Origin of the sequence: Alkalibacterium pelagium (assembly GCF_900109325.1) — a bacterium.
GTDB classification, from domain to species: Bacteria; Bacillota; Bacilli; order Lactobacillales; family Carnobacteriaceae_A; genus Alkalibacterium; species Alkalibacterium pelagium.
The window spans coordinates 119,174-137,385 of the sequence record NZ_FNZU01000006.1 but is presented as its reverse complement, the minus strand read 5'-3'; the positions used below and the strand labels follow the sequence as shown (position 1 = coordinate 137,385).

The window sequence follows — 18,212 nt, the reverse complement described above, 5'->3', positions numbered from 1 at the left end:
CATTGCATATGATTTGAAACATGCTACAATCGAAGTACAGCCGAAAAGACGGGATTTTACCCGCCCATCGACTTACTTAGAGATAGACTGTCATCTACTCACGTCGGAAGGGAGGTTTTTTTTTGAAAACATATATGAATGCATTATGGGAAGACATCGTCGATAACAAGGAAGTCATTATTCTATTATCGTTAGTATGGCTTATTTTGTTTGAACAGTTCACGATTGGCGTTGCACTATCAGGCGTACTGATGTCGATTTTAGTCGTAGTATTCACCGACCGTTTCCTATTAAAGGGGAACTATGAGCACTCTTACATGATTGGACTGGGTACTCTGGCAAAATATGTATTCCGACTAATTATTGAAATTTTCCTAGCCGGAATCGATGTTATTCCTAATATTATTTCCGGTCAGGCAGACGTTCAGATCATTACTTGTCAGACTAAACTTACAGATGAACTGCTTATCGATATACTAGCCAATTCCATCACACTGACCCCTGGGACAGTTACTGTCGAGAAGAAAGGCAGTACACTGCAGGTTCTGGCGCTTAATGCACCTGGAGTGGATGATGACCCTCGAGTAGTCATTCCACTTAAACTGGAAGATATCCTGTTACGCTATGAAGAAACACTCGATGGAAAAGCGTAAAAGACATTAGGAAGAGAGAGGAAGTTTAAAAACAAATGGATTTTGATTCAATTGTTTTAGCCATTATCGCCGGCCTGTCTGTTTTCGGACTTGTCCGTGTTCTGGATGGACCGACTGTGTGGGACCGCATGCTTGGCTTCGCATTGTTTTCATCCAAGGTCATTGTTGCTGCTGTCCTGATCGGGATCATCATCAACCGGACCTATATGATCGATGTGGCTATCATTTATGGTGTGCTCGGATTTATTGGAACAATAATGATTGCACGCTTTGTCGAAAGAAAGGGTGATGTATAATGACGCAAGTAGTAGAATGGATCGCAAACATCGTCATTATTATCGGCCTTATTTTTATGGCACTGGGCGTATTTGGGATTTTCCGTTTCAAGGATTATTTTTCACGCATTCTTGTGGCAGCTAAAGTTGATACAGTTGGCTTCATCACGATCATGTTTGGTCTGATGATCAAGCACGGCTTTGATTTCTTCAGCGGCAAAATTATCCTTGTACTGGCTTTATATCTAATTACTAACCCAATCGCTACACATGCCATTACCCGGTCAGCTCACTTGAGCGGCTATAGAATCAAGAAGGAGAGATAGGAGACAATGTTTCAGACATTTATATTATTGACATTACTAGTATTAGCCTGTTTCTCTGTCTTATCTGATAACTTGCGTCGGTCGATTCTTTTTCTTGGTGCCTTTTCACTGACGATTGCACTGGCCTACCTGCACTATAATGCACCCGATGTGGCGCTTGCTGAAGCGGCGATCGGGGTCGGACTGTCAACCGTCATGTACTTAGTCGCTTTGAAGAAAGTGTCAGTATACGACATTTGTTATGTAAATGAAGATGTGGAAACATTTAATGATGATCAGATCAATGAGATCAGAGATTCGATCGTCCGTCCGCTTGAACTGTTTGTGGAGCGTACAGAAGAGATCGAGCCTCAACTGGCTTATACAAACCGTACACTTGAAACAGTCATGCGCGAAGACGAACATGATTGTCTTATCCACCGTAAGGGAAATCTGACCTATATCTATGGTGATACAACGGACCAGGTTTTCCAGGATATCGTGGCTAACTTGAATGACGTCATTAAAGATATTGAAGATATCCGTGTTATTTTCAGAGATGAGGTGAGCATAGATGCCGCAGACGAGTAGACTGTTTCATATCGTACGGATCGCATTTGCGGTTATTGGAGCTGCAGTAGTGCTGTTTCTTTTCCTGAATCATTCGGAACAACTGGATACACCTCTGATGGATTACTTTACTGCTGATTTTCTGGCCCAGACAGGCGCTCAGAACTCAGTAGCTGCCATTTACCTGAACTACCGTGTGTTCGATACCTTGTTTGAAGCACTTATGCTGATGGTTTCCGTAATGGAGGTTATCAACGTATCGTGGGCCAATAAACATGCTGAACAGTATAAATTTGAAAAAGATGACTTCAATAGAAAGAACAACTCAGAAATCGTCATCCGAATGGTCGGAATCATCTATCCATTCGTGCTGCTGATTGGTCTTTACATCATCATAAATGGACATGTATCACCTGGTGGAGGATTCCAGGGTGGAGCTGTTCTGGCGACTGCTCTGATTACACGCTATCTTGTGTATCCGAACTTTGACCTGGACTTGCATACGCTGGAAAAACTGGAAAAATTCCTGTTCTTGTCCATCGTCATGACTCCTGTTCTGTATGTGTTCATGCAGATTCAGCCGGCAGACACGACATTATCACACCAGATCTATATGGTAGCGATGAACTCACTGATCGGACTAAAAGTATTCTCCGGACTGAGTATCATCTTTTACCGATTCGTATTCTACGAAGGAAGATAATTCCGTCGATCTAAGTGAAACTTACTGCATGTTCCTCAACTATTAAAAGAAAGAAGATGAAACCATTGGATTTTATCACTGGCGAAATTGTCGGCATTCTTTTGTTCTTCATCGGGCTATATGGTCTAATGACGAAAAAAACGATTGTTAAAACCATCATGTCCATGTCGATCATGGAATCAGGCATATTTTTATTTTACATTACAATCAACTATACAGATGGCAGCGTGCCCCCAATCGGACAGGCACAGGAAGCTGCATTTGTCGATCCCGTTCCTTCTGCTTTGATGATTACAGCCATCGTTATCGGTATCGGTGTTACAGCAATCGGCTTGACCATGTTTATGCACTATAAACAGAAGCATGGCATTACGCACTGGTCGCGTAACAGAAATCAGACAGGAAGTGAACATTAAGTGTTAGGATTATTGGTGCTTGCTCCAATTTTGACTGGAGCAATTACTTATTTGCTTAGAAATAGGGCAGCTAAGTTATTTTTATATATTTTTCAAGTGTTATATGCCGGTCTGGCTTTTTATGTATTTATGACAGTCAAGCAGACCGGACCGATCGTCTGGAACATTGGCGGCTATACTGACGGCCTGGCTTTAAGTCTGTACGCCGATTCAATCTCAATCTTCATGGTCCTGATGACTGCTGTCTTCTATATTGCTTTTCTAGTGTATGCTACGAGAGAACAATATTTCAGACCGCGATTTTACTTTCTGTTCATGGTTCTTCAAGGGCTGATGATGGGCTTGTTCCTTTCCAGCGACTTGTTCAATATCTTCGTTTTCCTTGAAGTATCAACTGTTGTCGTATCTATCCTGATCATGATCAACAAAGAGAAACAGGCGATATACGACGGCATGATTTATTTCTTTGTCAATGTCATCGGAACAGCTTTTCTCCTGTTTGGGATTGGTATGCTTTACCGTACTTTCGGACTACTGGATATACGTGCGATCAATGAAGCTATGTCGCTTCTTGACAGTCCACGCGCTGTGGTTCTTCCATATGGAATGATGATGGTAACTGTATCACTTAAAACAGCAGTAACGCCATTATTCAGCTGGCTGCCGAAAGCACACGGAACACCCAGTGCACCACCGGTTGTATCAGCCGTTTTGAGTGGCCTTTACATCAAGAGTGGGGTATACATGTTTATCCGTTTTAACGAAATGTTCAATCCAGTGATTGACATGCATGTCTTTTTCTTCTGGATCGGATTCCTGACTTCACTCATCGGATTTATCATGGCTCTGGGTCAAAAAGACATCAAACTGATTCTGGCATACCATACCGTATCACAGGTCGGTCTGATCATGATGGGAATCAACATGGCTTCAGAAATTGCTTTCTGGGGCGCGGTCTACCACATCTTCAACCATGCTATATTTAAATCAACCTTATTCCTGACTGCAGGAATGATTTACGAAGAGTACGGCACCCGAAATGTCTACCAGATCAGAGGACTGTTTAAACGGATGCCTTGGGTAGCGGTCGCAACGACATTTGCAATACTCGGTATTACTGGAGCTCCTTTCTTCAACGGAAGTATTTCCAAGTATATGATTGCTCACGGTACCTATGACTACACCGTTACGCTGCTTCTGAACATCATCAACTTAGGAACAACAATGTCTTTCGTTAAATATGCGACCATGCTCTTCGGAAAAAGTCCGAAGAAGGGAGCAGTCAAATCAGATTTTTATGCGCTGACTGCTTGTGTCGTCATGGGGGTTGCTTCATTCTTTACCGGTATTTTCGGAGAAGGTCTGACTCAGTTTTTCTTCAACTACGAAGTACACGTGAACGTTGACGAGTACATTCAAAAAGGGATGGTCTATGTACTGATGATCGTTGCAGGGGTTGCATTCTACAACGGGATCATTAAACACGGGGGACTCATCACACGAATTGGACACCTTGAACTGACATTTAACGGAATCATCACGTCGATGGCCGGTTATTTCATTGTTCTGGTCGTCTATCTGTCTTTGATCTTGTAAAATGATTCAGTCTCATAAATTTTGATAGAAACGGAGTGACAGGATGCTGTACTGGCTTATTATCGTACCGATCGTTATCGCAGTTATAAATGTAGGGTTTCTTCACAGTGATTCAAGGAAACTGATCGTGGGATCACAGCTTGGAATCACAGTTTACGCAACCTATCTGTTTTATCTCGTGCGTACTCAAGGCACCATAATGGACAATATGGCCGGCTATCCTCGCGCCTTTTCTATCACACTTTATGCAGACCGGATATCCATCGTATTAGTCTGGCTGACGACTTTGCTGTTCTTAGGCCTGCTGATCTATGCCTATACTGGGGATTACTTTAATACTCAGTTCGGCTTCTTATACTTAACTCTTCAGTCACTGATCATTGCACTCTTTCTGTCCACGGACTTATTCAATATATATGTGCTTCTGGAAGTGTCGACCGTCGTCGTCGCAATCCTTATCATGTTCAACAAAGACCGGCAGGCAGTATATGACGGTATGATTTTCCTATTTGTCAGTGTCATCAGTTCCGGTTTCTGGCTTTTTGGAGTAGGAATGCTTTACCGGACGTTCGGTCATTTGGATCTACATGCTATTCAGGAAGTCATTACTGAAGTGGAGGATCCGCGTTCATTGATTCTTCCGTTTGGGTTTATTCTGACAACGATTAGTCTGAAGATTGCTCTGTTCCCACTCTCGAGCTGGCTGCCTAAGGCTTACGGTACACCAAGTGCGCCACCTGTTATTCCGGCTATATTATCTGGAGTATACGAGACAACGGGACTATACTTATTTATTCGTCTAACTGCAATGTTTTCTGAAGTGATTGAATTGAATGCCTTTTTCCTTGTAATCGGATTTGTCACCAGTATCGTCGGGATCGTCCTTGCAGTTGCTCAGAAAGATCTGAGACTTCTGCTGGCATACTCAACTATTTCACAGGTTGGCCTGATGACTGTCGGATTCTCATTCGGCACCGAAGCCAGTTACTGGGGGAGCATGTATCACATGTTTGCTCACTCTCTGTTCAAGACAGTTCTTTTCCTGTCTGTCGGTGTTCTGTCGCACCATTACAAGACCCGGGATGTCTACAGGATCAGAGGAGTGATGAAGGCTTTACCGGTCACCGGTTTTGCCATCATTTTCGGACTGCTTGGCATCACAGGTGCGCCACTCTTCAATGGATCCATTTCGAAGTACATGATCAGTTACGGCAGTGATTCGCCTTATATTCAGCTGCTTTTAAATCTGATCAATCTGGGTACTTTGCTGTACAGCATGAAGTTTGCAGCTATGCTGTTCGGAAAAAATACTCAACCGGAAAGCATCAGGGAAGAGGATAGTATTCACGACATTCCTCAGTGGACGACGTTTGTGTTTGGAGTGCTGACGCTGATTACCGGACTCTTTGGAAATACTTTTCTGCAGTTCCTTTACGGTTTCGACTTTACGATTTATCCAGGAGAATATCTGGAAAAATCATTTATCTACCTGCTCCTTGTTCTGGCTGCCTTTGCTCTCTATAGAGGATGGGTCAGGGAACGGGACTTGTTTACAAAAATCGGTTATGTCGAATTGTCCTTCAATGCGATGATAACTGCACTTGTCATGTTTTTTATCGGTATAGTCGGTTATATGTACTGGCTTACTTAATTACGGAAATTAGAAAGAAGGTCGCACACATTGCTTTACCTACTAGTCATTGGGCCGATTCTGGCCGGTATCGTCAATATTCTTTTCAAGAAACGAGATACCCGTCCGTTCATTATCGGTGTTCAGATCGCCCAATTATCCTATGCACTATGGATTTTTGTCCAGGTGCGTACGAATGACACCATTTTCAACTTTATGTCCGGTGTTCCAGATGGTCTGGCCATTACACTGATGGCCGACATCATTTCATCGGTGTTTGTCCTCCTGACAACGATCATCTTTCTGATGATGCTGCTGTTTGCTTATCATAAGGAGTATTTTAACACGCAATTCGCATTTTTGTTTCTCGTACTGCAAGGGTTAATCATTTCATTATTCTTAAGTACTGACTTGTTCAACTTATTCGTCATGCTGGAGGTATCAACAGTTGTCGTTGCGATACTCATTATGTTCAACAAAGAGAAACAGGCGATATATGATGGAATGATCTATTTCTTCGTCAACGTCATCGGAACAGCATTTCTCCTATTCGGCATCGGCATGCTTTATCGAACAACTGGTTTTCTGGATATGAGAGCCATCAGTGAAGCAATCGTCGAAGTAGAGAGCCCAAGAGCGGTTCTGCTGCCCTTTGCCTTCATGATGACCACTTTGAGTCTTAAGACAGCCGTTGTTCCTCTGTTCAGCTGGCTGCCGAAAGCGCATGGGACTCCAAGTGCGCCACCTGTTGTTTCTGCAGTATTATCTGGTCTCTTCATCAAAACAGGTGTGTATATGTTCATCCGTTTTAGTGCCATGTTTGAACCGGTAATACAGGTGCAGGAGATTTTCTTCCTGATAGGCTTTATCACTTCTATCTTCGGATTCATAATGGCGATGGGGCAGAACGATATCAAGATGATTCTTGCTTATTCAACTGTATCGCAGATCGGACTGATCATGATTGGTCTCAATATGGGTTCCGAAATCGCCTACTGGGGCGCACTGTTCCACGTAGTCAGTCATGCTTTATTTAAATCTACATTATTTCTGGCAGCCGGGCAGGTTTATCACCAGTACGGAACGCGGGATATACGTATGATGCGGGGAGTTTTAAGGGCCATGCCTTTAACTGGTTTTGCCATCATATTCGGTATCCTTGGAGTGACCGGAGCGCCATTGTTCAACGGAAGTATTTCCAAGTACATGATCAGTTATGGAAGCTATCGTCCGATCGTTCAGTTTGGTCTCAACCTGATCAACCTCGGAACGATCACCTACTTTGTTAAGTTCGGTAGCATTCTCTTTGGAAAAGATAACCGTGCTGAAGAATCGAAACCACCTAGAGAGGACTTATTGTCCGAACTGCTTGTATTCATTATGGGAGGACTGATTCTTTTGACAGGTGTATACGGACCGGTATCTATGGATATCCTGTTTGGGTATCAGGTTGAAGTATTCTCAGCAGAATATTTTGAAAAAGGGATTGTGTATGCTCTGATGATTCTTGCCGGAGTCGGTATCTACAACGGAATCATCAAACAGGGTGGACTACTTGACCGGATCAGTCACGTCGAGCTGACATTCAATGCGGTCATCACCTCGATGACAGGCTTCTTCCTGTTCATTGCAGGTTACTTGTATTTTGTGCTTTAAACGATATTAATTGGAAACACCCCGCTGACCGGGGTGTTTTTCTTATGTCACAGATTAGTAGGATTGTTGAGCAGTATTTGCTAATTTCAGCAGTATCAGCTGTGGAGATTAAATCGATTGCAAGTTTAACTATAGTTTCAGTCATTCAGCATATGATGAACTGTAACTAAATAAGATTGTAGTGGCAGCTAAGCAAGATACAAAACGACTGAACTGTAATTAGATGGTTTCTAATGGAATGTCTGAAGATAAGTAGTCAATAAACTATAACTAGACGGCTTTTAGCGACACTTCTTCTTAAGGATTAGAAATAAACTAAAGCTATAGGCCTTCCAGCGACATCTTTTCACGCTCTTAAAGAATAAAATGTAACTAGACAGCGTCTAGTTATACCTTATGAAAAAAAGAGAGAAGTAAGGTCCAGCTATAATAGTCATAATGACAGATTATCAGGCAATTCAGGACTAAAACTGAGTCTATAGAGTATAATTTATAGTCTTTTATGGTCGTATTGATGCAGGGAGAGGACGTGAAGCATTCCTTATTATAAGTATTATTCTCCAGCTTTATACTCATTGTCACAGTGGAGTAATAAGTAGGCGGTTAAATAATTTCCGTTTCTTAACGGAAATTAGTCATGTGGTGATGGAAGCGTTATTACATTAAGATAACTATAGATCAAACAAAAAGGAAGGAAGAAAATAACATGATTAAAATTTTATTAGCTTGTTCATCAGGAATGTCAACAAGTCTGCTAGTGCAAAAAATGGAAGCGGAAGCAAAAGAGAGAGGCATCGATGCTGAAATCTGGGCAGTCGCTCAGGATAAAGCTCCGGAAGACATGAAGAAAGCTGATGTCCTGCTTATCGGACCACAGATGCGTTTCATGAAAAAGAAATTCTCAGTCACTGCTGACGAAGTGGGTATTCCACTAGATGTCATCGATCCGGTTGCTTATGGCCGCGTTGACGGAAAAGCCGTTCTTGATAAAGCACTTGAACTCACTGGCAAGAATTAAGACTGACAGGGGATTAGGAGGAGACAATAGTGGATAAATTTATGGAAATGTTAGAAAACATTCTGATGCCGCTAGCTGAAAAGCTCAATAACAACCGGTATCTGAGTGCATTGAGAAATGGATTCATGGTGGCTTTACCGATGATCATTTTCGGATCGATCTTTGTTGTAATCGCTAACCTGCCGTTTCTCGATCGAGTATTAGGAGAGGACGGCTTCTCAGCTTATCAGGCTGCGCTTGGACCGGCTTCTGAGGCAACGCTAAGTATCATGGGGTTATTTGTTATTATTGGTATTGGATATAAGATGGTTGAACAGCGTGGAGGCGAAGCTATCTACGGTGGAGTTGTCGCTATCGCATCATTCCTTATCATGACGCCTCAAATTGTAGAAGAAGTTGGTGGAGTCATTCCAACAGATTCTCTTGGTGCACAAGGGATGTTCTTAGGTATTTTTACAGCATTTATTTCTGCAGAATTGTATCACTTATTCGTACGCAAAAACCTGACAATCAAAATGCCTGAAGGTGTACCGAGTGCGGTATCCCGTTCATTCAGTGCACTGATTCCAGTAACGATTACTTTGACTATATTCCTGGCTGTCCGAATTCTGTTCAGCTTTACAGGATTTGAAACAGTACAGAACTTTATTTACACACTCGTTCAGCAGCCACTGACTGCTTTAGGTAGTGGACTGCCTGCAACACTGATCGCTGTATTACTGATCCAAGTCTTCTGGTTCTTCGGACTGCACGGACAGATCATTGTCAACTCAGTGTTTGACCCGATCTGGTATTCACTTAATGATGAGAACCTGGCTGCATTCCAAGCTGGAGAAGAGTTGCCGCACATCGTGACTAAACAGTTCCTTGATACGTTCATCGTAGGTATTGGCGGATCAGGAATGACACTAGCTGTGATTATCTGTATCTTTGTTGTAGCGAAAAGTCGTCAGATGAGAGACCTGGCTAAACTGGGTGGACCTTCTGGTATCTTCAACGTAAATGAGCCAGTCATCTTTGGACTGCCGATCATCATGAACCCGCTTGTAATGATTCCATGGCTTCTGGCTCCTGTAGTCGTAGCAGCAGTGACATACTTCGCTATGTCTGTCGGCTTTGCCCCGAGACCTGCCGGAGTGATCGTTCCATGGACTACACCAGCACTTCTCAGTGGGTATCTCGCTACCGGGAACAACCTGATGGGTGCAGTGATGCAGCTGATCAATATGGGTATCGTCTTCGTCATCTGGTTCCCGTTTGTCAAACTGCTTGATAAACAGTACTATGGTGAAGAGATGAGCGCAGCGGAACCAGCTAACTAATTTAAATAAAATAGACAAGACGAATTCCCTTCATAGGGAGTTCGCCTTTCTTTTCTTAAAAACAGGGGGAACTACTATGAATGATAAAATGAACGAGATCGCTTTTCAGATCATACTCTTTGCCGGAAACGGAAAATCGAGTGCAATGGAAGCTATACAGGAAGCAAAAGAAGGCAACTTTGAAGAAGCCGAAGCGAAATTAAAAGAAGCCGGTGAAGAACTTGGAAAAGCACACGGATTTCAGACAGAGCTGCTTCAGCAGGAAGCCCAAGGGAACGGACAGGGAGTTAATGTCATTCTGGTACACTCGCAGGATCATCTGATGACTGCAATGACCGTCAGAGACTTGGCAGTAGAAATCATCGAATTATATAAATTCAAGTAGGAGGACGTAAACATGACAGTAGAGTATCAGTTTCCGGAAGGCTTTTGGTGGGGCAGTGCCGCATCAGCGACACAAATGGAAGGCAGCAGAAATGGCGTATCGGGTGAGACGATCTGGGACCACTGGTTCGAAAATGAACCGAACCGATTCTTTGACGGTGTAGGACCACATCAGACTTCTGACTTTTACAACCGATATAAAGAAGACATCCGGAACATGAAAAAAATCGGTCATAATACGTTCCGACTGTCTCTTTCATGGGCGCGTCTGATCCCTGGTGGTCAGGGTGAAGTGAATCAGGAAGCCGTATCTTTTTACAGTGACGTCATTGATGAACTGCTGGCCCACGATATTGAGCCGTTCGTTAACCTTTTCCATTTTGACATGCCGATCGAGATGCAGAATAAAGGCGGATGGGAAAGCAGAGAAGTCATTGCTGCGTATGTCGACTATGCAAAAATTGCTTTCGACCTCTTCGGAGACCGAGTAAAGACATGGTTTACCTTCAATGAACCGATCGTCCCTGTGGAAGGCGGCTATCTTTATGATTTCCATTATCCGAATGTGGTTGATGCCAGACGCGCCATCCAAGTGGCCTACCACACAATGATTGCACATGCTAAAGTGGTGGAATTCTATCATCAGGAACAGGACGGGAAGATAGGGATCGTTTTGAATCTGACACCGTCTTATCCGCGGAGCCAGAACCCAGCAGACTTGAAGGCCTCTCACATCTGTGACCTGTTCTTCAATAGAAGTTTCCTTGATCCGGCTGTTAAAGGGGAGTACCCGGAAGACCTGATCAGCTTACTTGAAGAACACGGTCATCTTCCTGAGACTCAGCCTGAAGACAAGGACTTGCTTAAAAACCATATTGTTGACCTGCTGGGTGTAAATTACTATCAGCCGCGCCGTGTAAAAGCCAAAGATCACCTGCCTAATCCCTATTCACCTTTCATGCCGGACTGGTTCTTCGATAACTATGAGATGCCCGGCCGTAAAATGAACCCGTATAGAGGATGGGAGATTTACGAAAAAGGCATTTATGATATAATGATAAATCTAAGGGATAATTACGGAAACATTGAATCGTTCATTTCCGAAAATGGAATGGGCGTGCAGGATGAGGACCGTTTCCTGAAAGACGGACGTATTGAAGACGATTACCGGATCGACTTTATCAGCGGACACCTGAAATGGCTTCACAAAGCTGCTCAGGAAGGCTGTAATGTCAAAGGCTATCATTTATGGACCTTCATGGATAACTGGTCATGGATGAACGCTTATAAGAACAGATATGGATTCTATTCTGTAGATATTGAAACAGGCGAGCGCACAGCTAAGAAGAGTGCATCCTGGTTCGCAGACGTATCTAAACAGAACGGATTTAACGCCTAACTCACACACCAAGCGTAGCGATGGAGATTGCTGCGCTTTTGTGTGTATGCAGACAATTGTCAAATACTACCAGTGAAAGGAGTGAAACCATTGGAATCACGCACCGACCGCATACTGAAAGAACTGATGGGATCCGACCGCCCACTGACCGGCAGCCATCTCGCAGGCAAGCTGGAAGTGACATCCCGTACAGTAAGAGAAGACATCAAAGCTCTGAATGATGAACTGGCCGGTCACGGGGCAGAAATCATAGCCAAACGCGGCAGAGGGTATGACCTGATCATTGAAGATAATGCATCGTTCCGATCTTTTTTAAACGAATTGATTCAGTCAGATGCTTCAGAAGAATCTATCCCGACGACACCTGACAGCCGGATTTACTATATGCTGAAACGCCTGCTGTTATCTGAATCTTATATCAAGGTTGATGACCTCGCAGAAGAGATGCACGTGTCGAAATCAACGCTACAAAGCGACTTGAAGATTCTGCGCAGCATTTTCGAGAAGCATGATCTTCAAATCGACAGCAAGCCCAACTACGGCATGATTCTCACAGGCTCGGAGCTTAATCGCCGCTTTGCAATGTCCGAGTATCTGTTCAACAGGAACAGTTCATCTCCAGATCTTATATGGATGGATCAGCTGGCACAGATCGTTGGCTTGTCCGATGATAAGCTGAACGAGGTATGGGTCGTTCTACTGGATGAACTGAGAGAAAATCAGATCACGCTATCAGACATTGCGATCAATAATCTGTTCGTTCATATCAGTATCGCTTATAAGCGGATCATAGAAGGCCATCATGTGGCCCTTGTTCAGCAGGAAATTCAGGACATCGAAATGAAAAAGGAATTTACTGTAGCTGAACAGCTGATTGAAAAAATAGAAGAAACTCTCGAAGTAGCCTTTCCGAAAGTTGAAATCATATATATAGCAATACATTTGATGGGGACAAAACTGGTAACAGAAAACCAGCTACAGACTAATGATGTCCAGCAGATGATGGATGAAACAATCATTAGCCTGACCGAGAAAATGCTGGCTGCGGTAGAAGACCGCTATGCACTTGGAATCAGTGAAGACGAGGAACTTAAACTGGGCCTTGGGCTTCATCTGAAACCGGCCATGAACCGCTACAAATTCAATATGAACATTAGAAACCCGATGCTGGAAGACATCAAGAATAACTATCCGCTGGCATTCGAAGCGGGCATCATCGCTTCTCTAGCCCTGAACGAAGAGCTGGGAGTGTCAATCGATGAAAATGAAGTCGCCTATATTGCACTTCATATAGGCGCAGCAATAGAACGGAAGAAAGTCCAGGACCGGCCGAAAACCTGTTACATCGTTTGTGCTTCAGGCGTCGGCAGTGCTCAGCTTATCCGATACCGGGTGGAAGCAGAATTCCGCTCGCTGATAAGAGTTCTGGGAGTGACCGAGTTCTATAAGGTCAAGGACATCCCGTTTGAGGACACAGATTTCATTATCAGTTCAGTACCGATCAAACAGACGCTTCCAGTGCCAGTCATCGAAGTGAACGCGATACTTGGAAGTAAGGATCTCGTCAGGATCGATCAGTTTGTTTCTTCTAAGAAAGATAAAGTACTGGACTATCTTCCTGAACGTAATGTCTTTTTAAATAAGGCCCTAAACTCTCAGAAAGAGGTCATCGATTTTCTGGCAGCCCATGCTTCTCAAGTCGATAGTCTGCCTGATCATTACAAGCAGCTGATTTATGATCGTGAGGAAATCGCACCGACGGCATATGGAAATCTGATCGCTGTGCCGCACCCGATCTCGCCACAATCAAAACAGACCTTCCTGACGATCTGCACATTAAAGCGGCCGATAGACTGGGGCGAACGGAAAGTACAATTTGTCTGCCTCTTGAACGTCAAGAAAGACAGTCAGGAGAACCTCCAGGACTTGTATGATATACTCGGACGCATCGTCAATGACTCCGCATTGATTCAGCGGCTGTTATCAGCTCGATCGTACCAGGAATTTACCAGTTACCTTATTACTGACTGATCACGAATAGAAATACAGGGCTTGCCAGGCTGCTGGTAAGCTTTTTTTGTAGTATGTATCAGTGCAGATTTTAGAAGGGGATTGAGCGTAATAAAGTTCAGAACGCAAAACGTATCTAAACTACATTCTGCAGCTCTTATGATGCACTTCGCCTACATCCAGTCTGTCCGAATTGCATTGTTCATAGAAGCAGTGAAGTTCAGATTGAAATTTAGGTTTTGAACTACAGTCTAAACCTACCAGAATGCACTTCAGAACATGGAGGAATTCTAAACTTAGTTCACTATGTCTGAGGAACTACAATTAGCGACAAGTTTTTCTTGCAAACCTTCATTTAGTCCTTCCGACCCATTTAACATGTCAGCGCCTTCTGATATAATGAATGAAATTAATAAGCATTTATATATCAGTTTTTTTATAAGGAGGGAAACAGGTCATGTCTAAAATTGATAAAACGATTAATTTCATCAACTTGTCCATAAGAGCAGGGCTGTTTCTGTTTCTGCCTGGGTATTTTTTAATCAATCTAGCGTTTCAAGGTCTTTTCAACAGCACTTTACCGATGACATTAGCCACATCAATCAGTTATCTTGCACTATGCGTCAAATTACTTCATGATAACTATAAACAGATAGACCAGTACATATCACTGAGTAATAGAGAGAACCTTGACAACTACATAAGAAATGGGGAATGGGAAGAGTTTGACCGACACGACAATACGTTGGTTGTCCGACCTAGATTTGATTCACCCTTCCGATTTATGATCAATGACAAGGTATCAATCTCGTACAATGAGATGCGTATTAAATTAACCGGGCCGCTTAAGTATGTGGACGAGATAGATGAGTCAGTTACGGGATCTAAGGACGAAACAAAATCTGTGTGGCCCTCTATGGTCTGGAAAGTTATTGTCTTCTTGTTTATTTCTTTGCCTTTCCTTAGAGAATCCAGACTGATGTTCAACATCAATATCCTTCGTCACAATGTATCGGCCGACAATAACGAGGCTGAAGTGGTGGAGCACGCGGGGGCAGGCAGTATGCCTCAGAACATCAACAATCAGGGAGTGGCGGTGGAACATGGAGAGGATATCTTCTATATTCATAATTATCAGTCACTGATCAGAACCAGTCAGGACCTTGAATTTGAACGCTTATTAAATGCCTCTGAAGAATCGGTCACATTATCTGATTTGAATATTGCTGGAGACTGGTTGTATTACACAGCTGGACAGGAAATTAGAAGAGTGCGTCTGGACGGATCAGACCAGGAAACCTTATATGATATCGGATATGCCATGAATTTGAACGTGATGAATGACCGCCTGTATTTTATTGATTACTCCGGGAATCACAACTTGTTTAGTATGACTTTGAACGGACAGGATCTTAAGCGCATAGCCGATATTGAAGCTATGGATCTGACTGTCTATGAAGATGAACTGCTAGTCAGTACTTTTGACCAGGTCATGCGATTCAGCCTTGACGGCAGCGAGAGTGAAACAATTATTGAAGAATATGCTTCCAGTCTTCTGCGTTTTAATGATCATTACTACTACATCGATTCCGAAGGCTATCTGACGAAGCAGTCCGTTCATTCCTCAACTCGTCGTGTACGGACCCGAGTACTTGAGCGGCCAGTCGACCGGTATACACTAACTGATGATGCCTTAATTTACGTTCAGGACAGCCACGTCTATTCAAATGTGGACCGTGGACTCTTTATATCAGATCATGATGGAGGAACTAAAACCCGGATCCATCCCTATGGAAATATTCATAACCTGACGATTATTGAAGATCACCTCTTGTTTACACTGGTAAATGACTATTCAGATAATACCATCATGAGTTATAATCTTACGAGCGGTGAGCTGAATGAGCTGTACGATTAATTATTCCCGTGTGGTTAGATTCAGGAAGCGATTTTTATAGATAACAGGAAGAAAGGTGCTGACCCATGTCAGATAAACACTGCCCATATTGCGGACAAAAAGAAACGGAAGAAAATTGTGGAGAAATGCAAGCTGCCAGTAAATATATCTGCCAGGTGTGTGACCAGTCTTTTGGTGGAACTAAGGACAGTCCGGAACTGCATTGTGACGAAGTCTATTTTTCACATGGTGGTTTTTTCTCCGGCAACCAGTCCCTTAGAATAGAAGAGAGGGACGGTTATGCAGACTTGACTGTTTCTTCACCTTTCAGCGAAACAGAAGGCAGTGACGTGCGCTTCAGGATCATGCTAAGTGAATGGATGACTATAAAAAAGACTATGTTTTATGAATTGTTCGTACTCGACTGGAAAGATGAATACAATGACTCTGCTATTCTTGACGGAACGCAGTGGGAACTCAAACTGACTTTCGATAACAGGGAAAGTGTGAAATCTGTCGGGTCGAATGACTTTCCGGCTCTATTCGACGAGCTGACAGAGCTGTTCACTCCTTACTTCGACCAGGGTACGTTTGAAAGAGACTGAACTATTTATAAATAATACTCAGACGATGGAGTTTAAACTCCATCGTTTTTTGTACATAATTTATTCACAATAATGGGGAGTATATGAATCAATAAATGCATTAGGTCGTTTATGATATTTCAAAATATCTCGAAACATATGCCCTTCGTTTATTGTTTGAAATATATTTCTCTTTGAGACTCTCACCCTCTTGTCATTGTATAAAACTAATAATATACTTAATGAAATAAGTTGGGGAGTGAAGATTATGCGTAAGTCAACCGGGGTAAAGACAATCAGGAAAAAAGACACCTTATATGAAGCCGACAAGGTAAACCGATTCAATATCAAACTTCAGTGGGGGATACTGGCTGCCATAGTAGTCCAGGCTATACTGAATATGGGACTGTCCTATGCACTTGATGTTGCATTATATGTGGGTATTGCACTGGCTCTAAGTAACTTCATGTATTACATAAAAATAAATCCTTATATTCAGTCGTTCATAATAGGTTCGGGTGGTGCTTTGGCAGGGCTCATTCTTATGATCAATCTGGGGGCCAGTTACCGCTGGTTCTTCACCTTGTATATTTCACTAGCCATGGTCGCTCTTTACTTCAACAAGACTTTGATCCTGGCCTATACTGTCGTCATGACAAGTGTGATGGTCAGTCTGTTTACTATCGATCCGCTGGCCGTTCTGCCTTCAGGAGAGACCAGTGAATTTATCTCATTCATGTTTCTCTTCAATGTAACTGTCTTCGTGACCTATTTTCTGGCAAAATGGGGCAATGATTATGTGACGAGTGCCCGGGAGAAAGAACAGGAAGCCCAGCAGCTGGTAGCCCGACTGGATGGCATTTTATCTTCTACGAATAAAAGTGTAGAGGTTCTCGACAGTGGGATAACAGAACTGACGGATAATATGTCCAGCATCACAGATGTCAGTACATCAATCAGTGCGGCTGCTCAAGAAATTGCGGCAGGGGTCATGAGTGAGACTGCCGGTATTCAGAAACTGTATGCCACCGTTAAGGATAACAGCGAGAATCTAAACGAAGTAAGTGATGCGAGTACCAGAATTGCTTCTAAAGCTAATGGCTCACTAAAAACCGCTCAGGAAAGTCAGGAGTCGGTCCGGTCATCTTCAGAACAGATGAGCACCATCAAACAGGTGATTGACGACGTGGATACTAAAATGACCGCCTTGAATCAGAAGATCGAAAGCATAAAGGAAATATTCGAAGGGCTGATCGCAGTGTCCAAACAGACAGAAATGCTTTCACTTAATGCATCGATCGAAGCAGCCCGTTCCGGTGAACACGGCAAAGGCTTTGCTGTTGTCGCTACTGAGATTCGACAGCTTGCAGATGTCTCTAAAGCTAATGTCGATCAGGCTTCCTTGCTTATCAATGACATTACACATGTGAAAGAAGAGACACTGAACGGGGTAAGAGAAGGGAAGAAAGCTGCCGATAAAGGACTTGATCTGATCGACCGTCTGTCGGATAAAGTGGACCAAGCACTGGAATCCTTTGTCCAGGTCAAGCAGCTGACGGAAACTGAAGCCCGAACCATCCAGTCATTGACCGAGTCGTTCACTTTAATGAACACTGAGCTGGAAAACATTGCAGCCATTTCAGAACAGCATGCAGCCTCGATTGAAGAAATTCAGGCCACCATTGATGAAGAAAATAACCAGATCATCCGGGTCAACAATGCAGTTCAGTCATTAGCCACTGTCTCCGAGCAGCTGAGTCAGACGAGTACGTTGGATTAAGAATTGATAGAACC

Annotated in this window: 17 protein-coding genes; all 17 read left to right on the top strand. The window is 43.2% G+C overall.

What is annotated here, in order from left to right:
• Positions 1-122: 122 nt before the first annotated feature.
• The 17 genes from BMX79_RS06570 to BMX79_RS06490 all read left to right on the top strand — a co-directional run bounded on the left by BMX79_RS06570 (position 123) and on the right by BMX79_RS06490 (position 18,198).
• On the top strand, positions 123-653 hold the full coding sequence (locus BMX79_RS06570; protein WP_091480561.1) for a Na+/H+ antiporter subunit E: 531 nt from the start codon (positions 123-125) through the stop codon (positions 651-653).
• Positions 654-688: 35 nt separating this feature from the next.
• Positions 689-949: an MrpF/PhaF family protein gene (locus BMX79_RS06565; protein WP_091480558.1), complete on the top strand. Its 261-nt coding sequence runs from the start codon at positions 689-691 to the stop codon at positions 947-949.
• Complete coding sequence (gene mnhG / locus BMX79_RS06560; protein WP_091480556.1) at positions 949-1,254, top strand: monovalent cation/H(+) antiporter subunit G; 306 nt, start codon at positions 949-951, stop codon at positions 1,252-1,254. Before BMX79_RS06565 ends, mnhG begins: the two co-directional genes overlap by 1 nt.
• A gap of 6 nt (positions 1,255-1,260) precedes the next feature.
• A complete protein-coding gene (locus tag BMX79_RS06555; protein ID WP_091480552.1) occupies positions 1,261-1,824 on the top strand; it encodes a Na(+)/H(+) antiporter subunit B in 564 nt (187 codons plus the stop codon).
• Positions 1,808-2,506: an MnhB domain-containing protein gene (locus tag BMX79_RS06550; protein ID WP_091480550.1), complete on the top strand. Its 699-nt coding sequence runs from the start codon at positions 1,808-1,810 to the stop codon at positions 2,504-2,506. The genes BMX79_RS06555 and BMX79_RS06550 overlap by 17 nt, the downstream gene beginning before the upstream one ends.
• Before the next feature lie 56 nt (positions 2,507-2,562).
• Entirely contained in the window at positions 2,563-2,922 is a 360-nt protein-coding gene (locus BMX79_RS06545) for a sodium:proton antiporter (protein ID WP_246117650.1), read from the top strand.
• Positions 2,923-4,518 (top strand): complex I subunit 5 family protein, encoded by a 1,596-nt coding sequence (locus BMX79_RS06540; protein WP_091480546.1) that lies wholly within the window; start codon positions 2,923-2,925, stop codon positions 4,516-4,518.
• Between the two features lie 43 nt (positions 4,519-4,561).
• Positions 4,562-6,169, top strand: coding sequence for a complex I subunit 5 family protein (locus tag BMX79_RS06535; protein ID WP_091480545.1), 1,608 nt, complete (start codon positions 4,562-4,564; stop codon positions 6,167-6,169).
• Positions 6,170-6,199: 30 nt separating this feature from the next.
• Positions 6,200-7,804: a complex I subunit 5 family protein gene (locus tag BMX79_RS06530; protein WP_091480543.1), complete on the top strand. Its 1,605-nt coding sequence runs from the start codon at positions 6,200-6,202 to the stop codon at positions 7,802-7,804.
• A 661-nt stretch (positions 7,805-8,465) separates the two neighbouring features.
• Positions 8,466-8,822: a PTS sugar transporter subunit IIB gene (locus BMX79_RS06525; RefSeq protein WP_373419239.1), complete on the top strand. Its 357-nt coding sequence runs from the start codon at positions 8,466-8,468 to the stop codon at positions 8,820-8,822.
• A gap of 29 nt (positions 8,823-8,851) precedes the next feature.
• Positions 8,852-10,144, top strand: coding sequence for a PTS cellobiose transporter subunit IIC (celB, locus tag BMX79_RS06520; RefSeq protein WP_091480541.1), 1,293 nt, complete (start codon positions 8,852-8,854; stop codon positions 10,142-10,144).
• A 76-nt stretch (positions 10,145-10,220) separates the two neighbouring features.
• Entirely contained in the window at positions 10,221-10,529 is a 309-nt protein-coding gene (locus BMX79_RS06515) for a PTS sugar transporter subunit IIA (protein WP_218025359.1), read from the top strand.
• 12 nt (positions 10,530-10,541) lie between these two features.
• A complete protein-coding gene (gene gmuD / locus BMX79_RS06510) occupies positions 10,542-11,927 on the top strand; it encodes a 6-phospho-beta-glucosidase GmuD (RefSeq protein ID WP_091480539.1) in 1,386 nt (461 codons plus the stop codon).
• Positions 11,928-12,017: 90 nt separating this feature from the next.
• The gene (locus tag BMX79_RS06505; protein ID WP_091480537.1) at positions 12,018-13,958 is read left to right on the top strand and encodes a BglG family transcription antiterminator; all 1,941 of its coding nucleotides are present in this window, start codon (positions 12,018-12,020) and stop codon (positions 13,956-13,958) included.
• A 436-nt stretch (positions 13,959-14,394) separates the two neighbouring features.
• A complete protein-coding gene (locus BMX79_RS06500; RefSeq protein WP_091480536.1) occupies positions 14,395-15,855 on the top strand; it encodes a DUF5050 domain-containing protein in 1,461 nt (486 codons plus the stop codon).
• A 65-nt stretch (positions 15,856-15,920) separates the two neighbouring features.
• Positions 15,921-16,439, top strand: coding sequence for a hypothetical protein (locus tag BMX79_RS06495; protein WP_091480534.1), 519 nt, complete (start codon positions 15,921-15,923; stop codon positions 16,437-16,439).
• A 247-nt stretch (positions 16,440-16,686) separates the two neighbouring features.
• Positions 16,687-18,198, top strand: a complete 1,512-nt coding sequence (locus tag BMX79_RS06490) for a methyl-accepting chemotaxis protein (protein WP_091480533.1) — start codon at positions 16,687-16,689, stop codon at positions 18,196-18,198.
• Positions 18,199-18,212 lie beyond the last annotated feature (14 nt).

Bases quoted from the DNA above. Each gene is read 5' to 3' on its own strand.
- BMX79_RS06565 (WP_091480558.1), top strand. From the start codon at position 689: ATGGATTTTGATTCAATTGTTTTAGCCATTATCGCCGGCCTGTCTGTT.
- mnhG (WP_091480556.1), top strand. From the start codon at position 949: ATGACGCAAGTAGTAGAATGGATCGCAAACATCGTCATTATTATCGGC.
- BMX79_RS06555 (WP_091480552.1), top strand. From the start codon at position 1,261: ATGTTTCAGACATTTATATTATTGACATTACTAGTATTAGCCTGTTTC.
- BMX79_RS06550 (WP_091480550.1), top strand. From the start codon at position 1,808: ATGCCGCAGACGAGTAGACTGTTTCATATCGTACGGATCGCATTTGCG.
- BMX79_RS06545 (WP_246117650.1), top strand. From the start codon at position 2,563: ATGAAACCATTGGATTTTATCACTGGCGAAATTGTCGGCATTCTTTTG.
- BMX79_RS06535 (WP_091480545.1), top strand. From the start codon at position 4,562: ATGCTGTACTGGCTTATTATCGTACCGATCGTTATCGCAGTTATAAAT.
- BMX79_RS06515 (WP_218025359.1), top strand. From the start codon at position 10,221: ATGAATGATAAAATGAACGAGATCGCTTTTCAGATCATACTCTTTGCC.
- gmuD (WP_091480539.1), top strand. From the start codon at position 10,542: ATGACAGTAGAGTATCAGTTTCCGGAAGGCTTTTGGTGGGGCAGTGCC.
- BMX79_RS06500 (WP_091480536.1), top strand. From the start codon at position 14,395: ATGTCTAAAATTGATAAAACGATTAATTTCATCAACTTGTCCATAAGA.
- BMX79_RS06495 (WP_091480534.1), top strand. From the start codon at position 15,921: ATGTCAGATAAACACTGCCCATATTGCGGACAAAAAGAAACGGAAGAA.
- BMX79_RS06490 (WP_091480533.1), top strand. From the start codon at position 16,687: ATGCGTAAGTCAACCGGGGTAAAGACAATCAGGAAAAAAGACACCTTA.